The organism is Brucella sp. LJL56 (assembly GCF_054871705.1).
Map to the genome: position 1 here is coordinate 684,188 of NZ_JBTXLQ010000002.1, position 25,478 is coordinate 709,665.

Below are 25,478 nucleotides of genomic sequence, written 5' to 3' on the forward strand. Positions count from 1 at the left end.
AGCCCATGGAAATAACCAAAGACGCGCATTCCAAAGGAACGCCGGTTCACTCGGAGACAAATGCGCTGATCGTCTTCATCTACAAGGCAGTCGTGCGACTGGAGACGATCATCTGTTATATTGCCTTCATTGCCGGTACAATCGCATTGGTTCTGGACATTTTTGGACGGGAGGTTCTCGGCCAAGGTATATTCGGCGCCCAGCGTGTCGCCGTCTATTGCATGGCAGTCGCCGGAATCATGGGCTTTTCTTATGTGATCTCCTATGGCGGTCATTTACGTCCTACCGTGCTCGACAAGCTGATTTCGCCGCGATACGACGCCTTCTTCGCACGTCTTGCCGACATCATCTCATGTATATTGTGTCTCGGACTTGCCTATGCGTCCTTCTTGTTCATCGCCAGCACCTACCAGCTCGGCGAACAGGACATGACCCTACCCTTCAACATCTGGAAAGTGCAAAGCGTGCTTGTCGTCGCCTTCGGCTTTTCTGCGCTCAAGTTCTTTCTGTTTAGTTGCTTTCCCGGCTTACGGCCGAATGACGGAGGTGCCGATATATGACCGGCTTCTTGATTGCAGGCGGCAGTCTGGCCCTCGTTATACTACGCCAGCCCATGGTGCTGATGCTTGCCTTTGCGGTGATCTGTCTACATCAGTTCGTAGCGCGCAATTCATCAGTCGAATTCTTCATTCAGGATTTGTGGTTCACGGTTGATCGCGACGTGCTTCTGCCGATCCCCATGTTCATCCTTGCGGGCAACATCATGAGCAAAGGCGTCATCGCACAGCGCCTGATCAACATCATGATAGAACTGACGGCTAATATTCGTGGCGGTCTTGCGGTGGCGACTATTCTGGCCTGTGCGGTTTTTGCAGCTATTTCAGGCTCATCCATCGTCACGCTCGCCGCCATCGGCTCAATCATGTATCCGGCACTGCTGAAGGAAGGCTACTCCAAACAATTGTCGCTCGGCCTGCTATGTTCAGGCGGGACGCTCGGCATCCTGATCCCCCCGTCAATTCCCATGATGCTCTACGGCATCATCACCGATACTTCGATTGTTAAACTCTTCATGGGTGGCATCGGCCCTGGCATCCTCATGACGACCTTCTTCGTGATCTATTGCGTAGCCGTCGCCCCGATCTCGGCTCGTGGCAATTTCTCACTGTCTCGTCTCCTGAATGCGCTGAAACGCGGTGGTCCGGCCATGTTCCTTCCAGTTCTACTACTCGGAGGTATCTATACCGGCTATTTTACGGCAACCGAGGCAGCCGTGGTTTCACTCGTCTACGCTCTTCTCGTCGAAGGGCTGGTCTATAGAGATCTGACGATGAAAGGCTTCTCGGAAATGCTGGGGGAATCCATCCGCCTGTTCGGCACGCTTCTGCCACTTCTCGCTATCGCGGGCAGCTTCAACACCATTCTCGACTATGAAGGCATCCCGAAGATGATGGTCGAGTGGTTGAGTCTGTGGATCACCAATCCGATCACGGCGGGTTTAACGCTGAACATCATCTTGCTGATTGCGGGTTGCTTCATGGACGTTGGTTCCGCGATTCTGATCCTGTCGCCGCTACTGCTACCGCTGATGCAGGCCCAGGGCTACGATCCCGTACATGTCGGCGTCATTACTACGGTCAATCTGGAGATCGGCTACATCACGCCTCCAGTTGGTATGAATCTATTTGTGGCAATGAGCGTTTTCAGGGAAAGCTTTTCGACCATAGTACGCGGTGCGCTGCCTTTCGTCATCCTGATGCTGATCCCCCTGCTGATCACCACCTATGTGCCGCAGATTGTTATGTTTTTTGTCCGCTGAACAAGCTGCAAGAAAAGAAGAACACGGACCATCATTGGGGACAGCATAAGGTATATTAAAGGAGGAGGTAATAACATGCAGACAATCACGAGGATCGCCCTGCTTGGCTCTCTGGCCGCAACGGTCGCAATGACTGGAACAGCGCAGGCGACTGAAACCCTACGCATCGCCGGATCGCTACGGCCAGGTTCGATGATGATGGGGATCATCCAGACATTCATCGACAATTTCAACGCGCAGAGCGGTGACGACTACAAGATCGAGTACCAGCTCGTCGCCAATGACCAGGAAATGACCCAACAGGTCATCCGTGGCCGTCTTGAAATCGGCACCAGTGGACTGGCGGCGACCGCAGTATCGCTTCCCCCCGTCGCAGTGATGTCGATGCCCTATCTTTGGGACAATGACGCACAGCGCCGTTGGGCCACGGATAACGTTGTGCGTCCAGCACTTGAAAAAATTTTCGAGGATAATGGGCTGGTTCTATTCGGGCTTGGCGATGCTGGCTGGTCGAACCTTTTCTGCAAGTCTACCTGCACAACCCCCGATGATATTGCACGCCAGCGTTTTCGGGTTCCGCCCGCGGCATCCGCTCGCGCATTCTGGGAGAACATCGGTGTCAACGGCGTCCAGCTTTCCCTGCCGGATTTCTTTACTGGGCTGGAGCAAGGTATGGTTGAGGGTGGCGACCTGCCCTTCACCTTCTATGTGACAACACCCGCTGCCCAGTTCGCCAAGAATTATGTAACCACCCATCAATACCATCACGAACAGGGGTTTTTCATCAACAAGCGCGTCTATGACGGACTACCGGCTAAGGTTCAGGACCTGCTCAAATCCGCAATGCCGTCCACCGATGAGATGCGGCAGCGCCAGGATGCTGACGAGAAAGTACAAGTCGGTAAATTCGAAGCCAATGGTGGCAAGTTCGTGCTTTTAACTGAAGAACAGCAGAAGAGGTGGGCAGACAAGGCAGGCAATACACATAGCGGCCTGCTTTCCACACTGCCGGTAGCCGCGCAAACCCTCTATCAGACAGTTCAGAACGGCAAGCGCCAATACGCCGAAAATAAATAGCCGTCATCACAGCAGTAAAAGGGCTGGCCGATAGAACGGCCAGCCCTTTTATATTCAATCAACTGTAGAAAATACCGCCATCGACGTTGAGTGCCTGCCCGGTGACAAAGGCACAATCGTCAGAGGCGAAGAAGGCAACCGGTCCGACGACATCCTCAGGCTCGCCCAGCCGGTGCACATCTGTGACCTTCTCGAAATACGCTATCTTTTCGGGCTCCCGGAGATTGTTCATCCCCATCTCGGTCTTGATGATGCCCGGACAAACAGCATTAACGGTGATTCCATCTCCGGCGAACTCCATCGAGCAGACGCGCGTAAACCCGACGACAGCGGATTTTGAGGCTGAATAATGCGCTTGGCCACGCCCACCGGTCCGGGCGGCCAGCGAAGCGATATTCACGATACGTCCGTAACGCCGCTTCTTCATATGACCGATGACAGCTTGCGTCATCTGAAATACACCCCGGGTGTTAACCGCAAAGGTCTGGTCCCAGAGTTCAGGCGTCATCTCCTCGATCGTTGCCATTTTCAGAATGCCGGCATTATTGACCAACACGTCAATATGGCCAAGTGCATCGATGGATTCCTGCGTCGCCCGCTGACATTCAGCCAAATCACTCACATCTGCAAAAGCCGGCACACAGCGGCGACCGAGAGCTTCAACGGCTTTCACGGTTTCAAGGAGATATTGCTTCTGTGGCTCCACATCGTGAAGCGCGAGATTGAAACCGCGCTGCGCAAGCCCCAAAGCTATTGCGCGTCCGATACCGCGGCTTCCGCCGGTTACGATGGCATTCCTGTTCATTTCGCATTTTCCAGTTTGTTGTAGGATCAGTGTTTCAAGACCGGCAACGAGTTCATCGCTTCAACAGTTTTCTCAAAAGAAATAAGATTCGCACCCGAGCCCAACCCGGTAGCAACAATGGCGGATGTCGCTGTGGCAAGCTTCGCGCAATCCTCGACATCCCAGTCTCGTACCAATCCGGCGATAAATCCGCCGGTATAGGAATCTCCACAGCCAGACGTATCCTTCACTTTCACAGCAAATGCGGGAAGAGCGAACTGCCGTCCTTCCTTATTCAAGAAGTAAGAACCATCTGCTCCAAGCGAGATAGCACAAGCCCCAGCACCTTTTGAAAGGAACAAACGGGCGCAAGCCTCGGGATCGTCGGTGCCTGCCATAATGGCCGACTCATCAATGCTTGGCATGAAAAAATCGACATATGGAAGCAACGGCTCAACCAGCGCCCAGGTATCATTGCGCGCAGAAATCAGGTCGAGAGTCGTAATACAACCAGCAGATTTGGCAGACTTCAGAAGTGCTATGGAAGGCTCACCCTGCATGGCGATGATCGAATTGACGCCACCAAGATGCACAACCTTGCTTTTGATCGCTGCGGCCTGCGCTCTAGGTGTCATCATCCATTGAGCGGAGGCACCGCGTGCGTGAATTGCTGGTCGCGAACCATCAGGACGGATTGGCAGGATCGTGGCCGATGTTTGCACGCCGTCCAAACGCAGCATATGCGACGTATCAATACTTTCCATTTGTAAAGAATTGAGAACCCAGCTCCCTTTCTCGTCATTACCGACTGCACCGAATGCTTGGGATTTAAGGCCCAGTCGTGCACATGGAACCACTGTGCCTCCGGCTGTTCCAGCGACGGTCATACTGATTTCTTCAATAAGAGAAACGCTGCCGCCCGGCGGGATATCGGTTACCGGAAACCCGCAGATATCCAGAATATAACTACCACATACACTTACATCGAACTCAGTGGCCATGACCCCTCACTTGCTGGTTGGGAGCATCCCAAGGGAAAACGAGCAGCAATTTTCCGTTCAGAAATGCGTAAAAACAAAGATCTGGAGAAGTTCCGACAATTCTGTTCAAGCAGAAACAACCCCGACTGGTCTATCGACTATCCTCGTATCACCTGCTCACAGCCGATAGGGCCACGAGCTGATCCTGATATTTTTCGATCGCATCCCCCGCGTCGCCCATATAGGGCTCAACATGGACCAAACAGGTATGTGCTGAGCACCCCTGCCCGAACTGCGATGTACCAACATCGAGCGTTAGCACATTGGGATTTCCCGCAATCTCAAGCCCGTTGTTCCCGGAAGGAGTGAACCATGCTCCCGTCGGGAGAACAACGACGCCCTGCCGGACAGCATCCGAAATGCTGGCTGTCGCCAGACATTCACCTCGCATGTTCCACAGGCGTATCGACTGGCCGTCTTCTATCCCCAGATCAAAGGCATCAAGTGGATTAATACGGGCTTGTTCGCGTCCATTTCGCTTTTGTGCCCTGCTCGTCTCGCCCGTTTCTAGCTGGCTATGGAGACGTCCCGAAGGTTGATGTGAGATAAGATGAAACTGATTGCCTGCCTGAGCAGAACCGAGCCACTCAGCCGGCTCTATCCATGCAGGATGTTCGCGGCAGTCGGAATATTTCAGTGAAGCGAGTGTATCACTACCGATCACGATCTTGCCGCTCTCGGTATTGAGGGCATGATCTTCAGGGTGTTCGCGAAAACCGGCAAGATATACGTGATGATCCACAGTGGGGCATCGGGTATATCCCTGTTCCCAGAACATATCGAAATCGGGCATCTCGAAGCCTAATCGCTCACGCGCATCGTCACGGCTGATATCGTAAAGGTGCCGCAGCCATCCCATTTCGTCACGGCCTTCATTAAAGGCTGTGCCTACGCCCAGCTTCACCGCAATGGCGTTGAAAATATCAAAGTCAGATTTTGAATCACCAACCGGATCGATCGCCTTGTGCATGGCTATAATAAAATCGGAACGTCTGTTCCCCGCTATGTCGTTTCGTTCAATAGATGTATTTGCCGGAAGAATAATGTCAGCCCGCTGTGCTGTAGCGGTAACCATGGGGTCCTGAACGATAATCGTTTCTGGCCGTGTCCAGGCTTCAGAGAGCCTGTTGAGATCCTGATGATGGTGATAGGGATTGCCGCCCGCCCAATAGACGAGACGAATATCCGGATAGGTCCGCACCAATCCTTCATAGGTGTAAGTCTTCCCCGGATTGAGAAGCATATCACTAATACGCGCGACGGGAATGAAACTGTTAATGGGCTTGGTCAGTTGCGAGATTGCAGGCGACTTGCCAATATTGATTGGAGCGCCAACACCACCAAGGGATGCATATCCATATCCGACACCTCCACCCGGCAGTCCGATCTGACCGATCAGTGACGCAAGCCCCAGCGCCGCCCAGAAAGGTTGCTCACCATGATGCGCGCGCTGCAGGCTCCAGCTCACCGTTATCATCGAGCGTGTGTCTACCATCTGCTTCGCCAGCGACACGATCTGATTTCTATCGAGGCCCGTGATATTCGCCGCCCATTCGGCGGTTTTCACAACACCGTCGCTACTACCGTCCAGATAGGCCAGAAAGCGCTCGGAACCACTGGTACAGCGGTATAAAAACGACAGGTCGTGTCTGCCCGCCCTTAATATCTCTCCCGCTATGCCGATCATCAAAGCAGTATCTGTGTTTGGGCGGATCGGCCACCATTCGGCATTGACCCAATCGGGAATATCGTCACGCAAAGGGGAGACGAGAATGACTTTCACGCCGCGCTCTGCAATTTTCTTCAAATATATCTCAAGCGAATGACTTGCGATACCACCGGCTTCGCTTTGTGCCGTTCTTGGTGACAGTGCACCAAAAACAACCAATGTTTCCGTATGTTCGGCAATTGTATCGAGCGTATTGGCCTGGCCGCCACCAGCAGAATCATCTCCCAGCGTGTGCCGCAAGATAACCGGCCCCGCAGCGGTAGAGTAAGTGTCCACATGCCCGGTGAAACCACCGACCAGATTGAGCATACGTTTGAGTAACGATGGTGCATGATGAAAACGTCCGCAACTTGTCCAGCCATAAGAGCCGGCAAAGATCGATTCATTGCCGAATTCACGCGAGACGCGCTGTATCTCCTCGGCAATCAGGCTGATTGCTTCACTCCATCCCACAGGTATGAGCTTCTCACACCCGCGTCCGCGGCGATCGCTTTTCTCACGCTTCTCCAGCCAACCCGCACGCACCAGCGGCTGCGGCACGCGGCGATAGCCGCTGCCCCATTCTTTTACCGAATTGATGAGCGGCGACGGTGCCGGATCGAACTCGAAGGGCTCGACGCCGACAACCGTGCCATCATTCACAAGGAGCGTATAAGCGCCCCAATGGCTGCAATGTGGTACTCGCTTGATTTTACTCATGGCATGTACTCTCCGTTGGATCATAGCCTCGACAGGAAGCAGTTGAAGCGAGGCCTATAGTCGTCCGGCTTCGATAATCCGCTGTAGGAAAGCACGTGTGCGCTCCTGTTTCGGATCCCCGAATATTTCTTCCGCCGAACCTTCTTCATGCACTTTGCCGTCGGCCAGGAAACAGATCTTGCTGGAAACTTCGCGGGCGAATGCCATTTCGTGTGTTGCAAGAAGCATGGTCATGCCTTCGGCCGCAAGATCACGGACAATATTAAGCACTTCCGAAACAAGTTCCGGATCAAGCGCCGATGTGATCTCATCGAGAAGCAACACCATCGGCCCCATGGCCATCGCCCGGACGATAGCAACGCGTTGCTGCTGCCCGCCAGAAAGACGGTCGGGATATTCCTTCGCCTTGTGGTCGAGACCGATCCGCTTCAAAAGCGCTATTGCTCTGGCTTCCGCTTCCGCACGATCCTCACCCAGCACCTTGATCGGCGCCAATGTGACATTTTCAAGTACCGTCATATGCGGAAAGAGATTGTAGCTCTGGAAAACGATACCGACATCCCGTCTTAGCGTGTTGACGTCAACACCAGGGCCGGTAATCCGATCGCCGCATATGCGGATTTCACCGGACTGTATCTCCTCCAGTCCGTTGATCGTTCGCAGCAAGGTCGACTTGCCACAACCGGACGCACCGATCAGGCAGACGACCTGATGCTCTTCGACCATCAGACTGAGGCCATCGAACACCTTGTGGTGGCCGTATTGCTTATGAATGTCACGAATTTCGATCATTGCCATTGTGCGGAAGCCCTCAATTGCCGTTGGCACGCATGCGGCGCTGGTCCCGTTCCATCAGCTTGTCCACGAAACGAGCCTGTGGAATGGTGATCAGGATGAACAGGAAGGCGACGCCGGATACCGGCGACAGGTTGAAGTAATTGCTGGTGAGAATCTTGGCCTGATTGAAAGCATCGACAGCGCCGATCACATTAACCAGTGCCGTATCTTTCTGCAGACCGATAAAGCCGTTCAAGAGTGGTGGAATGATGCGTCGCACCGCTTGCGGTACGATTACGTATCGCAACGTCTGGAAATATGTGAGCCCCAGCGAGCGTGCTGCTGCCACCTGACTGCCATGAATACTCTCAATACCGGCGCGATAAATTTCGGCAGTATAGGCACCATGCGTCAAGGTCAACGCGATGATGGCAAAGGTTTCCTGTGAAAGATCCTTGACCCAAGGCAGCCCTGTTAGCGAGAGCCCAAAGCCGATCAGATAGATGTTGATGATCGCTGGCAACCCGCGGAATACGTCGGTGTAGATGGTCGCCATCATACGGATTGGACGCCACGCTTGACCGGGCATGAGCCGTGCAACGGCGACTATCAGCCCCCAAATAAGAACGAAGATTTCTGCAACGATGAAAATATAGATGTTGACCCAGAACGCCTTGCCGACCAGCCCGAACGTGCTCCCAATCAGCGGCAGCAGAAAGAACGTGCGCCCAACGGCGAGATCATTTGCAATGACGAACTGCACAAGAAGTATCACGGCTACGACCGCAGCGGCAGCACCCAAAGTATAATAGGCGTTCTCCCGCGACGCTGCATTGGCCACCCGGGCATCAACCATACTGTCCGACGCAAGCGCCGCTTTTGCAGCCCGTGAATTTTGCAGGCTTTTGAGCCCTGGCAGCAAGAGCAGCAAAACGGCAAGACCGCAGATCATCAGAACCGCGTCAACGAACACCCCCCCGATTTCCAGCGTCATAGCGGCGGCCCTGACGTCAAGCAGCGTTTTCCAGGTACAGGCAATGACGAGGACGCTGGCGCCCAATGCGGCAGTCACCCAACCGGCAACATCCTTGGGCGGCGTGCCGGCACTCCAGCGGCGCTTGCCGCTGAGAAGGCCAGAAATCTGGCCTCCTTCGCTATCCGTAATGAAGGACATCAGCTCAAAACCTCCCGCGATTACATCTTGATGTAGGGGATCGAAGCCGGGTCAGCCCCCAGCACCGGCGTGAGATACTTGGCTGAAAGTGACTTCACCGTCCCATCACCAATCAACGACTCAATGATTTTGTTGATCTTTTCGGCGTTATCAGAGCCCTTTGGATAAAGGCCGCCATATGTTTCACCTGTTGAAAATTGTCCGGGCACTTCAAGCGCTCCGTTTGAGCGCTTTGCCCAGCCGAGCACAACCGCGGTATCATTACCCACGGCATCAACCTGACCTGCCCTCAACGCAGTAACCGTGCTGGCTACATCCTGATACACCTTGACTTCGGCTGGCTGCAGCTTGCTGGAAACAAAATCAGCGGCTGTGGTCGACTGTTGCACGGCGATGCGCATCTTCTTGATGGATGCTGCGTCGACAACCGTACCCTTCTTCACCAGGATCCCGAAATCAGAGTGGAAATAGGGCGTCGAAAAATCGACAACTTTCTTACGTGGTTCCGTAATCGAAATCTGCGAAAGCGCCACGTCGAAATCTTTGGTTCGACCTGCTACCAGCGCATCCCATGCAACATTGACGATCTTTACACGATCGAGGCCCGCGCGATGAGCAATGTTAGCGCCAAGACAATATTCGTAACCATCCTTGATCTGGTCCGGCGTATCGCCATTGTTCCAGCCAGGGTTCGAAGGAAGATTAACCTGTACCGTCAATTGGTCGGCATTCACTGGTGTGAAAGGCATGGAGCCTTTCACACCAGTCACTTCGCACTCACCCATCATCTCAACAGCCAGAGCCGATGGCGCAGCGGCTAGAACCAAAAATGCAGCGAGAGTGACGGGGCGCCCGAGTGAAAAAAAAGTACCAAAGCTTGGTGTCATGATGCATTGCCTCCATTTGCAACGTTTAGATCTGTTATTGAGCGAAGAACGACGCAGCCTAGCTCGGCGCGCCAACGTTTGATGCTAGCAAGCGCAGAAAATCGCCGCGGGCAACAATGGCCCAACGAGGCATGTATGGCTCGCGACTTCCCTGATTTGATGTGCAGAAAGTCAGCCGCACCGGATAACCGGACGCGCAGTTCCACAGGCTCACTCATTTATTTTTATCCCCTCCATGCAATTCTACATTATAGAACAGCATTCTGAATAATTATGATGAAACGCCTAAACCTGTCAAGATACGGCGTTCGGACTTTCAATACTTCTGTGTGACAAAATCTGATGGAATCAATCCGCGCCGATTGGCTACAACGCTGGTCGGGGCATCTACGGCAGCAAGACCGTCTGTCATTATCGATAATACGATCGACTGACAGTTTGACGCGACGGCTCCAGACACGGCCTGGGTGACGGACAACTCCGGCATCCGAACCTGCGACGGCTTCGCCTACCTTACAGTTGTCATTGCTCTCTACTTGCGGAAGGTCTTCGGTTGGGCAATGCAGAGCCGTCAGACGACGGACGTCGTATTGCGGTCCCTGCTGTTGGCCGTGTGCGACGCAAGCCGAAGGAAAAGGGCCACTCGAACTAGAGCTCGCAGTTTACCAGTATGAACTGGGCATCGTTCCTCAAGTACTACAATCTGATTCACTCCCCGAGGCGGTGCGACAACTGCCATGACAACGCAGTCGCAGAGAGCTTCTTCAGTCTTCTGAAGCGAAAGCGGATACGCCGGAAAGTCTATCGTTCACGCGATGAAGCAGGTCAGGACGTGTTTGATTACATCGAGATGTTCCGCAACCCGAAATGAAAGCACGTCAGAAACAGGATGCTGTCGCCCGTCGAGTTCGAAAAGCAGCAGAAAATATAACCCGAGGGGGTCTACGAAACGCGGGGCTGTTCGTACCGTCATCGGTATCAGCGGATTGAAATAAGTTTGATCCGCATTTGCCGGTGAAGGAATGAACGCGGGCGTCGGCTATTGTAAACGTTCAGATACCGGCAGATGCCAGCGCGGGCTTCAAGTAGGTTGTAAGCGTGGAGATAGACCTCCTCGTATTTTATCGACCGCCAGAACCGCTCGACAACAGAGGAGGGAAAAGAAATTATGGACAAGACCCATGGTTTCCCGACGATAATTGCCCCACCATGCGCCTTTGCCATCCATCGAGATGACAATGGCGGTCTTCTTTAGCACGACGGTAAAGTCGATGAAGGTGAACTACGATCCTAGATCCGTGTTGACGATGTCAGGCCACCGTGACGGGCAAGTGCTACTTTCACCCCCGAAAGCCGGGTATCGTTCCGGCGCGGTCGTCTTATCATGATACCTCCCGTTCCGGCATCTAATCCGAACTCAGCAGAAATTCCATTTGTCCTCGCTGTGAGGATTCCCCGAGTCAGTTCTCTCACGTGACACAGATGATCCATTTGGATTTTTCCTCGCTCTATTGTGGGGCTATCGTGTTCGCGGAAATCAAACTGGCGCGGTTATATGTGGAAACCTGGACAAAGTCATAGCAAGACAGGTTGCTTCGACGATTATCCGAAGTCGGTCGTCGCGCGGATGATCGGTGGTCATCGATGACCTCGATTCCAGGCCCTGTCACGTTCTCCAATGGCCCAACGGGGCGCGTCATCAAAGCATCCTCAGCGCGGGCTTGGCTGGAGGGTTACAACCTCCTCCAAAGCGCTAAAGCTGCGGCAGAAGAACAGCAGGCGGCATCCCGCAAGGCCTATGGCGACAGTTACGCCCAGGGTTATGAGGACGGGTATAGCGAAGGACGGACGGGGGCTACACGCCTGATTCAAACCACAACTGCCAGAGTTGATCGATATCTCGGATCGCTGGAGAACGAAATCACCAGTCTCGCGCTCGATATTGTCACGCGTGTGCTCGGTGCGTTCGATACAGGCAACCTACTGGCCCAGGCAGCTCGTCAGGCGCTGGTGGATCTGCGTCGCTCAAAATACGTGAAGATTGCCGTCAACCCGGCCATGGAACAGGCTGTGCGTCGTGAACTGGCCGACCTGATGGCGAATGAAGAAATCCCCTTTGAAATACATGGCGATCCCGAACTGGCGGCTGATGCCTGTATTCTCTCTTCCGATCTCGCAGTGATCGACGCCACGCTCAAGGTACAGTTGGAAGCAATACGCACTAATCTTCAAACAGCCGATGCAACGTTTTCCAGAACGGGGCATGAATGAACGAAACAGACACGAAGCTTGCCTCCATCATCCCCCGATTGCGCGGAGGACTGACCGAAAACAGGGTTTCCCGTCCTAGCCGCGGTCGAGTGCGCGATGTCACGGGCCTGATGATCAGCGCCTCTATCGATGAAGCGCGCATGGGTGAAATCTGTGATCTTGTCGACCCCAAATCAGGTCAGCGAGGAAAAGCCGAAGTCGTCGGGCTAAGGGACGACACCGCGATCTTGCTCCCATTAGGCGACATTCAAAACCTATCCAGTCTTACAGAGGTTATCCCGACACGAAATGTACAGCAAATCCGTGTTGGATCAGGCCTTCTCGGTCGGGTCATCGATTCTCTGGGCAATCCCATCGATGGTGCGCCGTTGGAACCCAGCAACGACTGGCACTCCTATCCGGTCATGGCCCAGGCGCCCGAGCCGATGGAAAGGATGTTGATATCGGAACCCATCCATTTCGGTGTAAGGGCGATCGACGGAATGCTAACCTGCGCCCGGGGCCAACGCGTTGGTCTGTTTGGTGCACCCGGCGTCGGAAAGTCACTCCTTCTGGCCGAGATCGTCGAAGGCAGCGATGCAGATGTCACCGTTGTCGCCCTGATCGGGGAACGCGGCCGGGAAGTGCGCGAGTTCATGGAGCATCATCTTGGCGTAGCAACACGACAACGCTGTGTAGTGGTCGCAGCCACTTCCGATCGGTCGGGTATAGAACGTGTCAAGGCAGCACATGCTGCCACAACCATAGCCGAATATTTCCGCGACCAAGGCAAGCACGTACTACTGGCAGTCGACAATATCACGCGCTTCGCCAGGGCTCAGCGTGAAATTGGACTTGCTGCCGGTGAGCCTCCCACCAGACGCGGGTTTCCACCCTCTTTCTTTGCTGCTCTACCTCGCTTGCTGGAACGGGCCGGCCCCGGCTCCACCGGGTCGATTACTGGGCTTTACAACGTGCTCATAGAAGGCGACGGCACCCAGGATCCTGTCGTCGAAGAAGTTCAGGCACTGCTGGATGGCCACATCTTCCTCTCGGCAGATCTTGCCCAGCGCAACCATTTTCCCGCCATTGACGTCGTGCGGTCCAATAGCCGCCTGATGTCGAAGGTGATTGACGATGAACATCGTGCGGCGGCGGCACATATTAGACGGCTTCTTGCTAGGTATCAGGAGGTGGAGCTCCTGATACGCATCGGTGAGTACGAACATGGCGCCGATGCGCTAACCGACGAAGCGATTGCAAAGATCGACACGATCAACGACTTTCTGCAGCAAAAACAGCCAATGCGCGCACCAATCGAAGAAACCCTGCACCTGATGCGAGGGATAGCGGATTGAACCACGCCAAACAAAAAGCCGTCCTCGAGCATCTGCGCGAGATCCGTAAGTTTCGCGAAACAAAGGCCGGAGCCACTCTCGGTCGTGTCCGGAATCTGGCTCGACAAAGCGAAGCCAGCGCACGCGAAAAAACAGCACTTCGCCTCGCGCACGGAGTCGAGGCTGCAACCATGGAGCAAGAGATACTGGCAACAATGGCGGGTAAAACCATCAACACATCCCGGCTGCAATATCTGGAAGCTTTTCAACAACGCACGGCAGCAATTGGCATGCACCACTGGAAAGAAGATTGCGAGGCACAATCATCTCTCGATCAAGCAATGGAAAAACTGAATGTCGAACAGAGCCGCTACAGACAGGTTTACGCCTCGAAAACGAAGCTTGAGGAGTTGATCGATCGATTGAACAAGTCCTCTAATAATGACGGGTGGCCGGTCTAAATGGTTGCGGTCCTGGCAAACAGAAGACGGGTGGCAACCACCAGTCAGCTCAACGATAAGCTTTGTCCCGCCGTTGAGCCTTTGCGCTTGCCCGAAATACCTACCCAGCACATTGATGCGGTTAACGCACTCAATCGGCGGCGGGGCCCAGTTTCATTTTCAGTATTGGATCGGACATTTACACTAGGTTGGGCCAACTATCCGCCGGACGCACGGCACGAGGTTTCCCTTGCACTAACAACCCTTTATGGCTCGGCGACGCTTCATATCCCCGGCACATTATTCGATGACTGGTTAGAGCGGTCTGATTCAACGCGCGGCTTCGAAAATATGCAGTCGGCTGATCAGACCCTCCTGCTTGAAGCCATTCTTGATAACGAATTGAACTGGCTTGAACAAAAGCTTGATAGCGGAATTGAGTTCGTCGGTGTCCGGCGGCGCTCTGATCATCACGATGATTCACTGCTGCCCGTCGTGTCGCTCAAATCCGATTGTGGTCGAGACGTCGCACTTACCATCGGCAGCGATCAACTTGCGCAAAAGCTGGCAACACTGTTCGACCATGCGACCGATCCGGCTTCGCTTTTCGCAACATCGGTTCCGGTTCCACTGCGCATTCTCTACGGCGCAACCACAATTACCCTCCACGAGATGAAAGAACTGGAACAAGACGATGTCATTCTACCGGCAGACAGCGAACTTCATGCAAGTCGATCCTGTTGCCTGATTGGTGACCAATTGGCTGCCCCTGTTTCGGCTGTCAATGGTGGCTGGCATTTGAATGATCGCTTCCTTCCTCTAACCGGATCTGAATGGGATTTCGACATGGCTACTGAACGCACAACGGACAACAGTGATGAGGACAGCGTTGCAGGCCTGGCCGATATACCGGTAACTCTGGTGTTTGAGGCAGGTCGTGTGGCGCTACCCCTTGCGGAAGTCCAGCGTCTGGATGCTGGCGCTTTGATCACGCTCGACGCTCCAGTCGACAACGGAGTCTCGATCTTTGCAAGTGGCAAGCGTGTCGGTCGCGGGGAACTCGTAAAGCTGGGTGAAAAACTTGGCATCCGTGTTGTGAATATCTTCAACAATGATTGAGGCCCAACAGAACCTCCTTCCCCTCATCGTTGTCATCGGGATTGTCGGCCTACTGCCCCTGGCAGTGGTCACCATGACCGGCTTTCTCAAAATATCCGTTGTGCTATTTCTGGTACGCAATGCGCTGGGCATCCAGCAAATGCCGCCAAATCTCGTTCTGTACGGAATAGCCCTTGTCCTGACAGTATTTGTCACCACGCCAATGCTGACAGAAATCCAGAGAACACTTGTGGAAGGACAGGCCAAATTCGAAACGGCGGACGACATCATGCGTAGCGCCGAGCTTGTACGCGAACCGATCAAGCGCCAGCTTGTGCGTTTCACCAAGCCGGAAGAACGCAGCTTTTTTCAAAGCGCAACACAACGTTTATGGCCCGATGCCAAGCAAGACACCGTGCGCGACGATGACCTGTCTATTCTCATACCCGCTTTCGTTGCCAGCGAATTGACGCGTGCATTCGAGATCGGTCTCCTGCTTTATCTGCCATTTCTCGTGATCGATCTGGTTGTCGCCAATATCCTCATGACGCTTGGTATGATCATGGTGTCGCCGATCCTCATATCCATTCCACTGAAACTGTTCTTGTTTGTCGCAATCGACGGATGGTCGCGCCTGATGCACGGCCTTATCTTGAGCTATTCCTGAAGAGGCGCAATGACAGATGATCTCATTCTCACAAGGGTTCAGGGCACACTATTATCAGTGCTCTATGCATCAGCGCCTGTGATCATAGCTGCTCTGGTCGTTGGAGTGATCGTCGGCCTCCTCCAGGCTTTGACCCAGATTCAAGATCAGTCGTTGCCTCAAGCAATCAAGATTGTCGTCATTCTGGTCGTGATCCTTATTTTCGGGCCGATAGTTGGTCAGGATATCGCACGCCAGGCAACGGTTGCTTTCGAGGAGTTTCCGGGGGCGACGCGATGACATCGAGCAGTGGAATCTTTTCAGCGCTTCACCAGGTCCATGTCGTGGTTTTTGTTGCGGCGCTGGCAATGGCACGCATGGTCGGCCTGATGATCCTGATGGCTTTGTTCACACGCGCGCGCATTGCTGGTCTCCTGCGCAACGGTGTGGCCATCGCCTTGTCGATTCCGCTCATGCCGCTTGTTTACAAGACCGTTGTGGACACGAATATGGGCCCGACAACAATGGTGGCGCTGGGCATGAAAGAAATGTTTCTTGGCGCCACACTCGGCTTTGTCATGAGCCTCCCATTCTGGGCGGCGGAAGCAGCAGGCGACATTGTGGATCTTCAGCGCGGTGTGACTATGGGATCGCTTATCGATCCCATGATGACTCATGAAACCAGCATAACGGGTACGCTTTTCAGCATTGTCATGATCGTTATTTTCCTGTCGCTGGGCGGATTGTTGCTGATGCTCGATATAGTCTATACGAGTTATCGCATATGGCCAGTCGATCAGTTCACCCCGGTTTTTCGCACCGAGAGTGTTACGCTTTTTCTTAATCTTTGCACACGGATTGTCACCATGGCCCTGGCTCTCGCATTCCCGCTTATCGTCGGCCTGTTGCTCTCGGATATTTTGCTTGCACTGGTGTCGCGCGCGGCACCGCATCTTAATATTTTTGCCATGTCGCTCGCCGTGAAATCACTGTCATTCACGGTCCTGCTTCTCCTCTATGCAGCGTTTCTGCTCACCTATTTGAAGGGCGAGTTATCCTTCTTTGGTGAGATTAACGGCCTTCTGGAGGGCCTGGTCGATGTACGATGAAATTTTCAATTAAGGTGGTCTGAAATCGCATCTGGATCGCCCGAATACGGATTCTGATTAAGGTGAATAGTCGATGTTTTAACCTACAACCGAAAGGAGGAGTGAAGGTGGTGCAAAGCGGCAGGGGGCATAAATCGGAGGAGCTCGATTTTCTATGCCCAAACACCAGAGGAATATCGAACAGGAGATCGCTGACCTAGTCAGCGATGACTTTCAACGTTTTAACGAACGGCTGACCGAGCAACTGGAAACCATGCCGCAAGGTTTGCGCGCCGCAGCGCGTTTCGTGCTGTCGCATCCAGTTGACGTCGCTCTTAATTCAATGCGCATGCAAGCCAAACAGGTGGGAGTATCTCACTCCACAATGGTACGACTCGCGGAATGGACGGGGTTAGACGGTTATGACGCATTGCGTGCGATCTTCAGGGAAGGAATAAAAGCAGGAACCTGGACTGGAACTGAGGGTTCGACAGACAACGATTGGGGACAACAGACATCCAGTGACAGCCTCGAATGGTTGGCTAAGGAGGTGGAGCGGTGCGGCCTGCAAGACAGAATCCAGCATTATGGGGAAGCGGCCACCATACTGGCTGATGCGGATCGCGTCATCTGCGTGACCAGCGAGGCAGAGCTAACCGTAGCCCACCGTTTCGGGGACCTGATGCAGGCGATCGGGCGCAAGGCTGTTTCATTCGATTCAGCAACAGGCGCCCCGACAGAGATCAAATCGCTGGGGCCTCGCGACGCAATGCTGGCCGTGTGTATGGGAGCCTCAATTCCTCAAGTCACAAATACGGCACGATATGCAGGGCGCCGGGGCGCACGAATAGTTGCACTTACCAACTGCCCGGCATCGTCGATCACACGGTTTTCCCATGTGATCATACTGCCCTCACAAGTATCGCAGACCACACCAACGCTAGCGGCAACAATCGCTTCCGTAGAAATTATCGCGTCACTGATGGTCAATCCCGGCATTGCGTTATAAACGGCACGAACTACCCGGCATTTCGCCGCCAGATCGAGGCAATTGCTTCTATGGCGGCGATGGCGGGGGTTAGGCTGGGAATATTGAGTGCTATCGACGCCGGGCGAAAAATGACCGGTACATCAGCCATCCTCGCAACCAGTGCTTTCGAACTGTCGGTTATCGCAAGCGAAGGAACACCAAGCTGCTTCGCCAGGCGGATGGCATCTTTAGGTTCATCTCCATGGGGCCGCACGGAGATTACGAGCAGGCATATATCTTCTTGAGCAGCATCGGCGGCATGAAACTGTTCAGATGTTTGCACCCGGGAACCGAGGGCTTGAAAAAGTTGCCTTGCATGACCAACCACCGGGCTTTCCTGAGCCGAGCCAACAAGGACAATCGTCCGTGCCTTCATGAGCCGCTCTGCCGCATCGGCAAGTTGCGCCTGAACTTTGTCAGCCGCCAGATCCTTGATCGAGGACGCGATCAACGCAGGGGTCCTCCCCTCGTCGCCAGCTTTTTCCGGCACGCCCGATTCCGCAGTTACGACAACAGTCCCCTCCCGAAATGAGCTGATGAAGACCTGACGCAGTGCAGCGTATCCATCAAGCCCCAACCATTCCGACAAGCGCATTATCGTCGAATGCGAGACACCTGCCGCGCTTGCCAGTTCTCGCATCGACAGGAGCATCACGTCTTGCGGCCGGTCGAGAATAAATCTTGCAGCCGTCTGAATCTGCGGCGTCATGTCATTGAGCTGTGTCCGCAGCAAGGTGAGAATTTCACCCGCCATGTCACGCATTTCGACTGGGCGGCGGTCAGGAGAGGTCACGGACGGCTCGCGCATGGTCTCAACAGACACGCAAGACCCAAAGCTGACATTCCCCATGCAGTCCGCGCACGGGTGAAAAAAGTCAGAGTTCGTCCGGATCGATAAGACCGTCCCTCGAAAACATATGCAGCGTTAAAACTCATGCGGCTCTCCCTAGCCTCGGAATTGTTCCCCCACGCCGCGTTCTCCCTCCCAATTGGGAGACACGTTGGTAACACCAGTCAGGCAGACCAGTCAAACAGCGCATTTGGCCTGTGGATTCAGTGGATTATACTGGCGTTTGACTTCACTACTGACATATGGACAACTGACTTGAACCCGGCAGGACCACTGGGCCAGCTCCCCCAACAGCGTGCATGCTATCTTGAAAGCCTAAAACCTGATCGTGCAGGATATTGCTTTTTCCTCTGCCTCAGCTCTGATCCGCATCCCACTGTCGTGGCTGACGAAATCAGCTCATCGCGACTTCAAATTTTCCAGATATGTCGATCCGGCCCAACCATTGCGAACTGGCATTCATCCGCTCATGATATCGTGAAGCGCTGCTGCCTTGGCCGTTACTGACCCTTTCGTACGCGCTTTTTTTGCCAGTTTGAGGATTTTGTCGACTTCACCACTGGTTAGTCCCGCCGGGGTGGAGGAACGAACCTCTTGATCATGACCGATCAGGCCATAAGCCAGCACTATGTTTCGCTTGTGATGAAGCTCGGCAGCTCCAGAGGCTTCGACTGTATGTGCTGCCTGCTCCACCACCGAGGCATCACCTTGCAAAGCAGCAGCCAGCGCCAGGTTCGACTGGATATCGACATCTGCGGGTGCCATGCTCAGTGCTTTTTGATATGCCGCGATAGCGCTTTGTGTTTGTCCCGTCATGGTCAGAGCAACACCGAGACGATTATAGGCGCTACTCGTACCAACCACTGGTGCAGCGGAGGTCAGGGCACTAACACCGGCTGATAGGTCACCGATCTGAACCAGCGCAGTTCCCATCCCCAGCAGTGCCGGTCCGTTGTCAGGCGATTTGGCCAGAGCCGCCTTATATGCACTGATCGCCTCTTCAGGTTGCCCCGCACGAGAATAGGCATCCCCGGACTGTACCATGATTGCCGCGCTTGCCTCCGGCATCGCGGCGGCACGCGCATAGAGAGGCAAGGCCGTGTCAGCCTCCCCACGACCCTCGATGTCTTTGGCCAGCTTTGCCAATCGCTCCGATTGAGACGTCGGCTCCGAAGTTTTCTTAACGGTTTTTTCGCTCGTCGTCTGACAACCGGTTGCCAGCAAGAGAGTGCCGAGAGTCACTGCTAAACCAAACCGCATCTTCCCCTCTTTTTTCCCGCCGCGTCCAGCGGCGTTTATTTTTCTGCTCTTCAACGCTCAATTCTGCACGATGACACCGACACCAACCGGTACCCGCTCGTAAAGGTCGACAACATCTTCATTGGTCAACCGAATACATCCCGAGGAAGTCGCCGTGCCAACAGTCCACGGTTGGTTTGTTCCGTGGATCCGATAGAGGGTGGAGCCGATATAAAGCGCCCGGGCGCCGAGCGGATTGTTGTGTCCGCCGGGAACAAAGGCAGGCAGCGAACGTCCTTTCAGATTTTCGCGCTCCCGCATCTCAGCCGGCGGACGCCAATCAGGCCACTGTTTTTTGGCAGACACTCGGTCACGCCCCGACCAACTGAGCCCCTCGCGTCCCACTCCCACAGAATATCGCATTGCCTTTCCGCCCCCCAGAACCAGGTCAAGCCGCTTTGCGGTCGTATTTACGATTATGGTGCCAGTCGGCTCCGACCCTGAATAGTTTACAATCCGCTTCGGTACGGGTTCCCTGTTGCGATCAACAGGCTCGCGATCACCTGGGGACAACAGATCTCCGGGCGCCAACATGACATTGGCTTCCTCATCAAAAACCCAGGTTCTAGGGTCATACCCCACGGTTTGTGCACACAGTGGAGTTGCAGCGGTAACCGCGAGGATCAAACAGACAACCACGGTAGCGATCCCGGTGCTGCGCCTCCAGGCATCGAGCTGGAAGACACCCGTGTCTTTTTTCACCACACCATTCTCCCGAAGCCGTCTGCGAAACAATCTTGCGATCAATAATGCAGTTTTCGTCGATCTCCCGTTCCATTTGGATTTTCCGTTGTGCCATCGAGCCGGTATCCTTCCACAATGGATGATCCCAGCTCAATCTTGTGTGGTTAGATGCGAAAAGCTGACCGAAATCGCGCTCGGCAACGCCGGTCGGAGACTATGTCCGCCTTCGGGATTGGCTTCGCAATTGTACTCACATGCGCCAGTTTGGGCTGGGCCACCGAACCTGAATGGCCCAAGGGTCCTTACAAGTACATGGTTATCGATCAGTCGGTGCGTGACACGTTAACCGAATTCGGCCGAAATATCGGGATATCCATCCAGATGAGCCCTGAAATCAAAGGACGTGTTACCGCAAGTGTGCCGGAAGGCAACGCGAAGGAGTTCCTTGAGTGGGTTTGCAACCGTTACGGCCTGGTCTGGTATTTCGACGGATCCACACTACACATCAGCAACGAGACCGAAAATCGCACCGAAGTTCTGTCCATGGACGACAGAGCGCTTGATGGTATCAGTCAGCGACTTGATAATCTTGGGCTTGTCGATCCACGGTTCCCGGTTCGGATTGATCACGAGCAAAAGGCTGCATCCATATCGGGCCCACCTGCCTACATCGCTCTCGTCAAGGAAACCGTCGGCACGTTCACGACCGCAGAAACCGTATCCAACGTTCCCACGAATGTGCGCGTATTTCGCGGGCGGCAAACGCAGGCACAATCAGTCGACGTCGGCTCGCCGACGCTGGAAAAAGTCAATTGAGGAGCACGCCATGCAAGTTGCACCCACCGCATCCGGATTGATTTCGACACAGATGTTGACCATTGCGAGCCCCGTTTCGAATGTGGCCGCAGCCCCTCCCACAGGTCTGACAGAAGCGGAAACGGCTCTGCGGGTAAAAGAACAGCAGGCCAGCATGACGGCTCAAAAAGTTACTGAAACGCGGGCAACGCAAGTCGCACAGGCCGATCCAGCTTCTACCAATACGAAGACCTTGCAAAACCAAGGAACTGATCGTTCGTCATCGGAGTTGAACGGCTCAGCCAGTATCAAAGCCGAGAAGTTGCTCGACTATCTTGATAAAGCAGGCACTGACGTCCGGTCACTGTCACCCAGTTCTTTCATGAACTCCGGCGTGAAATCCTTCGTTGGCATTGTCGAAAACGCCCAGAACATGCTGGCTGGAAAAAATGCCGCGCAGGCAAAAGAAGCGCCGGGTTCCTCCCAAGGCACGACTGCACATGACCGGGCAAACGAGCGTTCAAATGGTGGTCAGGATCTGGCAAGTTTGGATGATGTTCTGGATCGTTACGTTTCTATTTCCTGGGCCAGCTTCAGCGCATCGCTGGCGACGAGTAGCGTCGCCGCTGCCTCCACATCGGTTAATACCCTGGTAAAGCAACAATAGGCGAGCGGCATGCACTTATCTCTTATGTTGAGGCAACGGGTTTGAACGCGCTTATGGTTTCCTCCAGGGTTCGTGCCCTGTTCCTGCTCATCTCATTTCTGATGCTGCAGGCCTGTACTGTCGAGCTTTATACCGATCTCGATCAGCGTCAGGCAAACGAAGTCGTGGCTGCACTTGCCCGCAAAGGCATACCCGCAGAGCGGGAAAACAGTAAAAGCGGCAGGATAACCGTTTCCGTTCCAAAAGACCGTTTTGCGGATGCCATGGCCATTCTCAATGAGAATGGACTTCCAAAGCAGAGTTTTGAAAGCCTTGGCGACGTATTCAAGAATGATGGCCTGATCTCCTCACCCGTTCAGGAAAAGGCTCGCATGATTTACGGTCTAAGCCAGGAACTATCCAAGACAATCCTGGATATTGATGGCGTGCTTTCCGCGCGCGTACATCTGGTCTTGCCCGAAAACGACCCACTTCGGCAAAATCTGGTGCCATCCTCGGCTTCAGTGTTCATCCGACACAAGACATCCGTTCCGATGAACAGTTTGATCCCCCAGGTGAAGATGCTTGTTGCCAACGGTGTCGCGGGGCTGTCCTATGACAAGGTTTCAGTGGTTCTGGTTCCCGTCGCCGCACCCGCAGAGGCAGGCGGGGATGTTCAGGGTTATACATCCTTTCTTGGACTATGGCTGCATCCGGACAGTGTGGTGCCAGCGATCTGGCTGATCAGCGCCCTCGTAGCGGCTATATCAGTATTGGCTGTCTGGATATTCCTGCTCGTCAACCGACGCAAAAATGGAGAATACAGAATCGGCGAGGTTCTGCCTCCATCCAACAGAACGGCCTCGCCGAATGGATGAAACTGACACAGCGTGGCGCAGCTTTCTCGACCAGCCTGCCGACTATGTCGTGCCCGAGAAACTTTCTGCATGCTTTGATAATCGTATTTCACTGACACAATGCGATCTGCTCTTAAGGAGCCGTCGCCTGCGACGGCGCTTGTCTCAACGCTTGATCGCGCATTACGATCTACCCTCTCCTGCAGGGGAGCTGATTGGGGAAGAAGACCGATCAATCGCGCTGATCCCCTCTGTCAGGTTCGGTGAACTCATCTTGCGTAGTGGTGCCGTGTTTAGGGCAAATGCGATCGCCGGTATCATTGACAGGAGACAGGCGATCCGCCTCCAGACCCTTCTCGGCGAAGATGTCATCACCTCCGCACTCAGGAATCGTGAACTTGCGGTGGAGAATCGACCACTTAGCGACGTCGAACTGGCATTGGACGAGATCGTTACGGATGGATGGTGCTGCTTCCACGGATGGAGCTTACACGCATCGGAAATCGTAGTTGCCCGACTGAAACTGAAATTTGCCGATGAAATTCCCGAACAAGACCGCGTCACAGTGGGGCACCGTGAACTGGGAGCGGGGATCGTTCGACGTGTCGCAGGCGAATTTTAACTTCCACCATGGCCGCGGACGACAGCCATTGTTCCCACTCCCACGTCGTTGCTCCACTCACGAAAATCGCGAAATAGTCGGGTTTTCACGACCGCCAGCGCGTCTGACCAACGCTGAACCAAATGGATTTTCCGAACTTGGAACCCCAAGCTAGTATCGCGCTGCACCTGAGAACATGCCCGGCCGTTACTGTCGGGCATGAAGTTCGAACTCAAGGAGACCCCCAGTGACACAAGTAGACGATACGACCGGCGGGAATGTGAACGAACTGAAATCTTTCTGGCAAGAGCAGAAAGCCTTTCAGCTCGCAATGACCAAGTTTAACCTTATGGTCGAAACTGACAAGGCCAAAGGTCAGTCACGCAACCGTGTAGCAGATGCGGTCGGCCAGTCCGGTCGCTAATACGAGCGTGTCCTGACACGATTCTGCCCGGCCGGACGGTCCGGTCGGGCAATTTTGCCGGGAGGATAACAAGCCGATGCACGCCCTGCCCGTTTTACTGGAAAAATGGCGTAGCGGCTTTGCGGATGGGAATGTTCGACTGAGCGTCGCCGCAGGATTACACCAAGGCGCAACCATCTCGCTTGATGGTTCAGCTTACGTCATCGGTTCCGACGCTGAAGCTGATATTGTTTTAAAAGACGCAGGTATTGCCGCTCGTCACGTGCTGGTGCGGCCTGCAGGTACCCGCGTCGAAATCGAGGCCGTCGGTGGTGATGTTGAAGTTGATACTCATCACATCGCCAAGGGACACGGTTATCGCAGCCGATTACCTGTGAACATCGTCGTCGGCGATGCACAGATGGTGATCTGTGCTCCGTCTCAGCCCGAGCCAAAAAGCTTTTTTAAACGCCCAACGACGGCAGTTGCGGCTGTGGTCTGTTGTATCGGCGTCTTTGCGTCTCTTGCGGCACACGCATGGATGAGCCCGCCGGTAGGCGCTGGGCCAGGTGCTGATAGTGGCAGTACGATGCAAGCTGCCACGCCGGACAAGGCAGAAACTCCGGCTGTCGCCCAAGGCCTGTTGGCCGCTCAACTGGACCAGGCAGGCATCAGCGGAGTGACTTTGGCAGTCGAAAAAAACCGCCTCGTGGCTTCGGGCGCTTTAGCCAAGGAGAAAAGCGAAGCATGGCTAAATATACAGTCCTGGTTTGATCGGAGCTATGGTGACAGACTCGTGCTGACTTCGAACGTCACTGTCAGCGGTGTCGGCACGCCCCCTCGCCTTGCCCTACAAGCCATCTGGTTCGGGCCGAATTCCTACGTGTTGGCAGGAGATGGCACTCGTTATCATGAGGGCGCCTATGTGGAAGATGGCTGGATGATCAGCAAGATTGGCGAGAAATCGCTTCACCTCAGCAAGAAGGGGGCAACAATTGCTCTAAACTACCGATGACGCGACGCATGGATGCAATCCGCCTTGACCCAGGCCCGCCAGGCGACATCCAGAATATTGGGCGCTCCCAAGCAGTTCACGGCAAAGAAATCGAGCGCCAGAATCTGAAGGCCATTGATGCGCTTCGCAAGCGCAGAACCGCGCAAGGTACGACAGAGCCTGATGCGAGCGAGGCCGCACCATCTGAAATGACCTTCGCGTCTCTGCAAAACAGCGACACCCTCAACGAAATTCTCACCGAATTCGTGCGCCCGCGCATTGTCGATGTCTCGATCATCCGGCATGCAGCGCAACTACTCGGCGAATATATCGATGGTGGTCTGATGCCGCTGGAGGGAAACGGAAATCTACGCTCGCTCACAGTCGCATTGATTGATGATGAAATCAGCCGCCACAACAGTTTTTCCGATCGGCTGCGCGAGGAGACCAGCACTGACAAATCCTCGTGACACC

General features: G+C 54.3%; 27 protein-coding genes and 2 pseudogenes. 19 read left to right on the plus strand and 10 right to left on the minus strand.

What is annotated here, in order from left to right:
- Positions 1-5: 5 nt before the first annotated feature.
- The 3 genes from ACYSN1_RS11715 (at position 6) to ACYSN1_RS11725 (ending at position 2,896) form a co-directional block, all read left to right on the plus strand.
- Positions 6-560: a TRAP transporter small permease gene (locus ACYSN1_RS11715; RefSeq protein WP_461725805.1), complete on the plus strand. Its 555-nt coding sequence runs from the start codon at positions 6-8 to the stop codon at positions 558-560.
- Positions 557-1,819, plus strand: coding sequence for a TRAP transporter large permease (locus tag ACYSN1_RS11720; protein WP_461725806.1), 1,263 nt, complete (start codon positions 557-559; stop codon positions 1,817-1,819). The genes ACYSN1_RS11715 and ACYSN1_RS11720 overlap by 4 nt, the downstream gene beginning before the upstream one ends.
- A 75-nt stretch (positions 1,820-1,894) precedes the next feature.
- A complete protein-coding gene (locus ACYSN1_RS11725; RefSeq protein WP_461725807.1) occupies positions 1,895-2,896 on the plus strand; it encodes a TRAP transporter substrate-binding protein in 1,002 nt (333 codons plus the stop codon).
- Between the two features lie 58 nt (positions 2,897-2,954).
- On the opposite strand, the gene ACYSN1_RS11730 is transcribed toward ACYSN1_RS11725, so the two are convergent.
- The 6 genes from ACYSN1_RS11730 to ACYSN1_RS11755 form a co-directional block, all read right to left on the minus strand.
- The gene (locus ACYSN1_RS11730; RefSeq protein WP_461725808.1) at positions 2,955-3,701 is read right to left on the minus strand and encodes an SDR family NAD(P)-dependent oxidoreductase; all 747 of its coding nucleotides are present in this window, start codon (positions 3,699-3,701) and stop codon (positions 2,955-2,957) included.
- A gap of 26 nt (positions 3,702-3,727) precedes the next feature.
- A complete protein-coding gene (locus ACYSN1_RS11735) occupies positions 3,728-4,681 on the minus strand; it encodes a carbohydrate kinase family protein (protein WP_461725809.1) in 954 nt (317 codons plus the stop codon).
- A 148-nt stretch (positions 4,682-4,829) separates the two neighbouring features.
- The gene (locus ACYSN1_RS11740) at positions 4,830-7,148 is read right to left on the minus strand and encodes a molybdopterin-dependent oxidoreductase (protein ID WP_461725810.1); all 2,319 of its coding nucleotides are present in this window, start codon (positions 7,146-7,148) and stop codon (positions 4,830-4,832) included.
- Between the two features lie 54 nt (positions 7,149-7,202).
- A complete protein-coding gene (locus ACYSN1_RS11745; RefSeq protein ID WP_461725811.1) occupies positions 7,203-7,946 on the minus strand; it encodes an amino acid ABC transporter ATP-binding protein in 744 nt (247 codons plus the stop codon).
- 13 nt (positions 7,947-7,959) lie between these two features.
- Positions 7,960-9,099: an amino acid ABC transporter permease gene (locus tag ACYSN1_RS11750; protein ID WP_461725812.1), complete on the minus strand. Its 1,140-nt coding sequence runs from the start codon at positions 9,097-9,099 to the stop codon at positions 7,960-7,962.
- Between the two features lie 20 nt (positions 9,100-9,119).
- Positions 9,120-9,986 (minus strand): ABC transporter substrate-binding protein, encoded by an 867-nt coding sequence (locus tag ACYSN1_RS11755; RefSeq protein ID WP_461725813.1) that lies wholly within the window; start codon positions 9,984-9,986, stop codon positions 9,120-9,122.
- A gap of 355 nt (positions 9,987-10,341) precedes the next feature.
- Between ACYSN1_RS11755 and ACYSN1_RS11760 the strand changes: the two are divergent.
- Positions 10,342-10,917: pseudogene (locus ACYSN1_RS11760) on the plus strand (DDE-type integrase/transposase/recombinase); the annotation flags it as partial.
- Positions 10,918-10,950: 33 nt separating this feature from the next.
- On the opposite strand, the pseudogene ACYSN1_RS11765 reads toward ACYSN1_RS11760, so the two are convergent.
- Positions 10,951-11,348, minus strand: a pseudogene (locus tag ACYSN1_RS11765) (hypothetical protein); the annotation flags it as partial.
- Positions 11,349-11,630: 282 nt separating this feature from the next.
- On the opposite strand from ACYSN1_RS11765, the gene sctL reads away from it, so the two are divergent.
- The 8 genes from sctL (at position 11,631) to ACYSN1_RS11805 (ending at position 17,854) form a co-directional block, all read left to right on the plus strand.
- Positions 11,631-12,257 carry a type III secretion system stator protein SctL gene (gene sctL, locus ACYSN1_RS11770; RefSeq protein ID WP_461725814.1) on the plus strand — a complete coding sequence of 209 codons (627 nt, stop codon included), beginning with the start codon at positions 11,631-11,633 and terminating at the stop codon, positions 12,255-12,257.
- Positions 12,254-13,594, plus strand: coding sequence for a FliI/YscN family ATPase (locus ACYSN1_RS11775; RefSeq protein WP_461725815.1), 1,341 nt, complete (start codon positions 12,254-12,256; stop codon positions 13,592-13,594). Before sctL ends, ACYSN1_RS11775 begins: the two co-directional genes overlap by 4 nt.
- On the plus strand, positions 13,591-14,034 hold the full coding sequence (locus ACYSN1_RS11780) for a hypothetical protein (protein ID WP_461725816.1): 444 nt from the start codon (positions 13,591-13,593) through the stop codon (positions 14,032-14,034). Before ACYSN1_RS11775 ends, ACYSN1_RS11780 begins: the two co-directional genes overlap by 4 nt.
- On the plus strand, positions 14,035-15,132 hold the full coding sequence (gene sctQ / locus ACYSN1_RS11785) for a type III secretion system cytoplasmic ring protein SctQ (RefSeq protein ID WP_461725817.1): 1,098 nt from the start codon (positions 14,035-14,037) through the stop codon (positions 15,130-15,132).
- Positions 15,125-15,778 carry a type III secretion system export apparatus subunit SctR gene (gene sctR, locus ACYSN1_RS11790; RefSeq protein ID WP_109989596.1) on the plus strand — a complete coding sequence of 218 codons (654 nt, stop codon included), beginning with the start codon at positions 15,125-15,127 and terminating at the stop codon, positions 15,776-15,778. The genes sctQ and sctR overlap by 8 nt, the downstream gene beginning before the upstream one ends.
- Before the next feature lie 9 nt (positions 15,779-15,787).
- Positions 15,788-16,057, plus strand: a complete 270-nt coding sequence (locus ACYSN1_RS11795) for an EscS/YscS/HrcS family type III secretion system export apparatus protein (protein ID WP_461725818.1) — start codon at positions 15,788-15,790, stop codon at positions 16,055-16,057.
- Positions 16,054-16,866, plus strand: coding sequence for a type III secretion system export apparatus subunit SctT (sctT, locus tag ACYSN1_RS11800; RefSeq protein WP_461725819.1), 813 nt, complete (start codon positions 16,054-16,056; stop codon positions 16,864-16,866). The genes ACYSN1_RS11795 and sctT overlap by 4 nt, the downstream gene beginning before the upstream one ends.
- Before the next feature lie 154 nt (positions 16,867-17,020).
- The gene (locus tag ACYSN1_RS11805) at positions 17,021-17,854 is read left to right on the plus strand and encodes a MurR/RpiR family transcriptional regulator (protein WP_461725820.1); all 834 of its coding nucleotides are present in this window, start codon (positions 17,021-17,023) and stop codon (positions 17,852-17,854) included.
- A 10-nt stretch (positions 17,855-17,864) separates the two neighbouring features.
- Here ACYSN1_RS11805 and ACYSN1_RS11810 read toward each other — a convergent pair whose 3' ends face one another.
- The 3 genes from ACYSN1_RS11810 to ACYSN1_RS11820 all read right to left on the minus strand — a co-directional run bounded on the left by ACYSN1_RS11810 (position 17,865) and on the right by ACYSN1_RS11820 (position 20,672).
- A complete protein-coding gene (locus ACYSN1_RS11810; protein WP_461725821.1) occupies positions 17,865-18,698 on the minus strand; it encodes a MurR/RpiR family transcriptional regulator in 834 nt (277 codons plus the stop codon).
- Between the two features lie 486 nt (positions 18,699-19,184).
- On the minus strand, positions 19,185-20,039 hold the full coding sequence (locus ACYSN1_RS11815) for a tetratricopeptide repeat protein (RefSeq protein ID WP_461725822.1): 855 nt from the start codon (positions 20,037-20,039) through the stop codon (positions 19,185-19,187).
- Positions 20,040-20,042: 3 nt separating this feature from the next.
- Positions 20,043-20,672, minus strand: a complete 630-nt coding sequence (locus tag ACYSN1_RS11820) for a L,D-transpeptidase (RefSeq protein ID WP_461725886.1) — start codon at positions 20,670-20,672, stop codon at positions 20,043-20,045.
- 252 nt (positions 20,673-20,924) lie between these two features.
- Here ACYSN1_RS11820 and ACYSN1_RS11825 point away from each other — a divergent pair, with 252 nt between their 5' ends.
- From ACYSN1_RS11825 to ACYSN1_RS11855, 7 genes are all read left to right on the plus strand, one after another.
- Positions 20,925-21,524: a type III secretion protein gene (locus ACYSN1_RS11825; protein WP_461725823.1), complete on the plus strand. Its 600-nt coding sequence runs from the start codon at positions 20,925-20,927 to the stop codon at positions 21,522-21,524.
- Positions 21,525-21,534: 10 nt separating this feature from the next.
- The gene (locus tag ACYSN1_RS11830; RefSeq protein ID WP_461725824.1) at positions 21,535-22,170 is read left to right on the plus strand and encodes a hypothetical protein; all 636 of its coding nucleotides are present in this window, start codon (positions 21,535-21,537) and stop codon (positions 22,168-22,170) included.
- A gap of 41 nt (positions 22,171-22,211) precedes the next feature.
- Positions 22,212-23,027, plus strand: a complete 816-nt coding sequence (gene sctJ / locus ACYSN1_RS11835; protein WP_461725825.1) for a type III secretion system inner membrane ring lipoprotein SctJ — start codon at positions 22,212-22,214, stop codon at positions 23,025-23,027.
- Positions 23,020-23,628 (plus strand): hypothetical protein, encoded by a 609-nt coding sequence (locus ACYSN1_RS11840; protein ID WP_461725826.1) that lies wholly within the window; start codon positions 23,020-23,022, stop codon positions 23,626-23,628. Before sctJ ends, ACYSN1_RS11840 begins: the two co-directional genes overlap by 8 nt.
- A 226-nt stretch (positions 23,629-23,854) precedes the next feature.
- Positions 23,855-24,031 (plus strand): hypothetical protein, encoded by a 177-nt coding sequence (locus ACYSN1_RS11845; RefSeq protein ID WP_461725827.1) that lies wholly within the window; start codon positions 23,855-23,857, stop codon positions 24,029-24,031.
- Between the two features lie 76 nt (positions 24,032-24,107).
- Positions 24,108-25,025: a SctD/MshK family protein gene (locus tag ACYSN1_RS11850; RefSeq protein ID WP_461725828.1), complete on the plus strand. Its 918-nt coding sequence runs from the start codon at positions 24,108-24,110 to the stop codon at positions 25,023-25,025.
- Between the two features lie 8 nt (positions 25,026-25,033).
- On the plus strand, positions 25,034-25,474 hold the full coding sequence (locus ACYSN1_RS11855) for a hypothetical protein (RefSeq protein WP_461725829.1): 441 nt from the start codon (positions 25,034-25,036) through the stop codon (positions 25,472-25,474).
- Positions 25,475-25,478 lie beyond the last annotated feature (4 nt).

Bases quoted from the DNA above. Each gene is read 5' to 3' on its own strand.
- ACYSN1_RS11825 (WP_461725823.1), top strand. From the start codon at position 20,925: ATGTCCGCCTTCGGGATTGGCTTCGCAATTGTACTCACATGCGCCAGT.
- sctT (WP_461725819.1), top strand. From the start codon at position 16,054: ATGACATCGAGCAGTGGAATCTTTTCAGCGCTTCACCAGGTCCATGTC.
- ACYSN1_RS11750 (WP_461725812.1), bottom strand. From the start codon at position 9,099: ATGTCCTTCATTACGGATAGCGAAGGAGGCCAGATTTCTGGCCTTCTC.
- ACYSN1_RS11720 (WP_461725806.1), top strand. From the start codon at position 557: ATGACCGGCTTCTTGATTGCAGGCGGCAGTCTGGCCCTCGTTATACTA.
- ACYSN1_RS11755 (WP_461725813.1), bottom strand. From the start codon at position 9,986: ATGACACCAAGCTTTGGTACTTTTTTTTCACTCGGGCGCCCCGTCACT.
- sctR (WP_109989596.1), top strand. From the start codon at position 15,125: ATGATTGAGGCCCAACAGAACCTCCTTCCCCTCATCGTTGTCATCGGG.
- ACYSN1_RS11775 (WP_461725815.1), top strand. From the start codon at position 12,254: ATGAACGAAACAGACACGAAGCTTGCCTCCATCATCCCCCGATTGCGC.
- sctL (WP_461725814.1), top strand. From the start codon at position 11,631: ATGACCTCGATTCCAGGCCCTGTCACGTTCTCCAATGGCCCAACGGGG.
- ACYSN1_RS11855 (WP_461725829.1), top strand. From the start codon at position 25,034: ATGGATGCAATCCGCCTTGACCCAGGCCCGCCAGGCGACATCCAGAAT.
- ACYSN1_RS11740 (WP_461725810.1), bottom strand. From the start codon at position 7,148: ATGAGTAAAATCAAGCGAGTACCACATTGCAGCCATTGGGGCGCTTAT.
- ACYSN1_RS11730 (WP_461725808.1), bottom strand. From the start codon at position 3,701: ATGAACAGGAATGCCATCGTAACCGGCGGAAGCCGCGGTATCGGACGC.
- ACYSN1_RS11735 (WP_461725809.1), bottom strand. From the start codon at position 4,681: ATGGCCACTGAGTTCGATGTAAGTGTATGTGGTAGTTATATTCTGGAT.
- ACYSN1_RS11805 (WP_461725820.1), top strand. From the start codon at position 17,021: ATGCCCAAACACCAGAGGAATATCGAACAGGAGATCGCTGACCTAGTC.
- ACYSN1_RS11830 (WP_461725824.1), top strand. From the start codon at position 21,535: ATGCAAGTTGCACCCACCGCATCCGGATTGATTTCGACACAGATGTTG.
- ACYSN1_RS11850 (WP_461725828.1), top strand. From the start codon at position 24,108: ATGCACGCCCTGCCCGTTTTACTGGAAAAATGGCGTAGCGGCTTTGCG.
- ACYSN1_RS11795 (WP_461725818.1), top strand. From the start codon at position 15,788: ATGACAGATGATCTCATTCTCACAAGGGTTCAGGGCACACTATTATCA.
- sctQ (WP_461725817.1), top strand. From the start codon at position 14,035: ATGGTTGCGGTCCTGGCAAACAGAAGACGGGTGGCAACCACCAGTCAG.
- ACYSN1_RS11840 (WP_461725826.1), top strand. From the start codon at position 23,020: ATGGATGAAACTGACACAGCGTGGCGCAGCTTTCTCGACCAGCCTGCC.
- ACYSN1_RS11745 (WP_461725811.1), bottom strand. From the start codon at position 7,946: ATGGCAATGATCGAAATTCGTGACATTCATAAGCAATACGGCCACCAC.
- ACYSN1_RS11725 (WP_461725807.1), top strand. From the start codon at position 1,895: ATGCAGACAATCACGAGGATCGCCCTGCTTGGCTCTCTGGCCGCAACG.
- ACYSN1_RS11715 (WP_461725805.1), top strand. From the start codon at position 6: ATGGAAATAACCAAAGACGCGCATTCCAAAGGAACGCCGGTTCACTCG.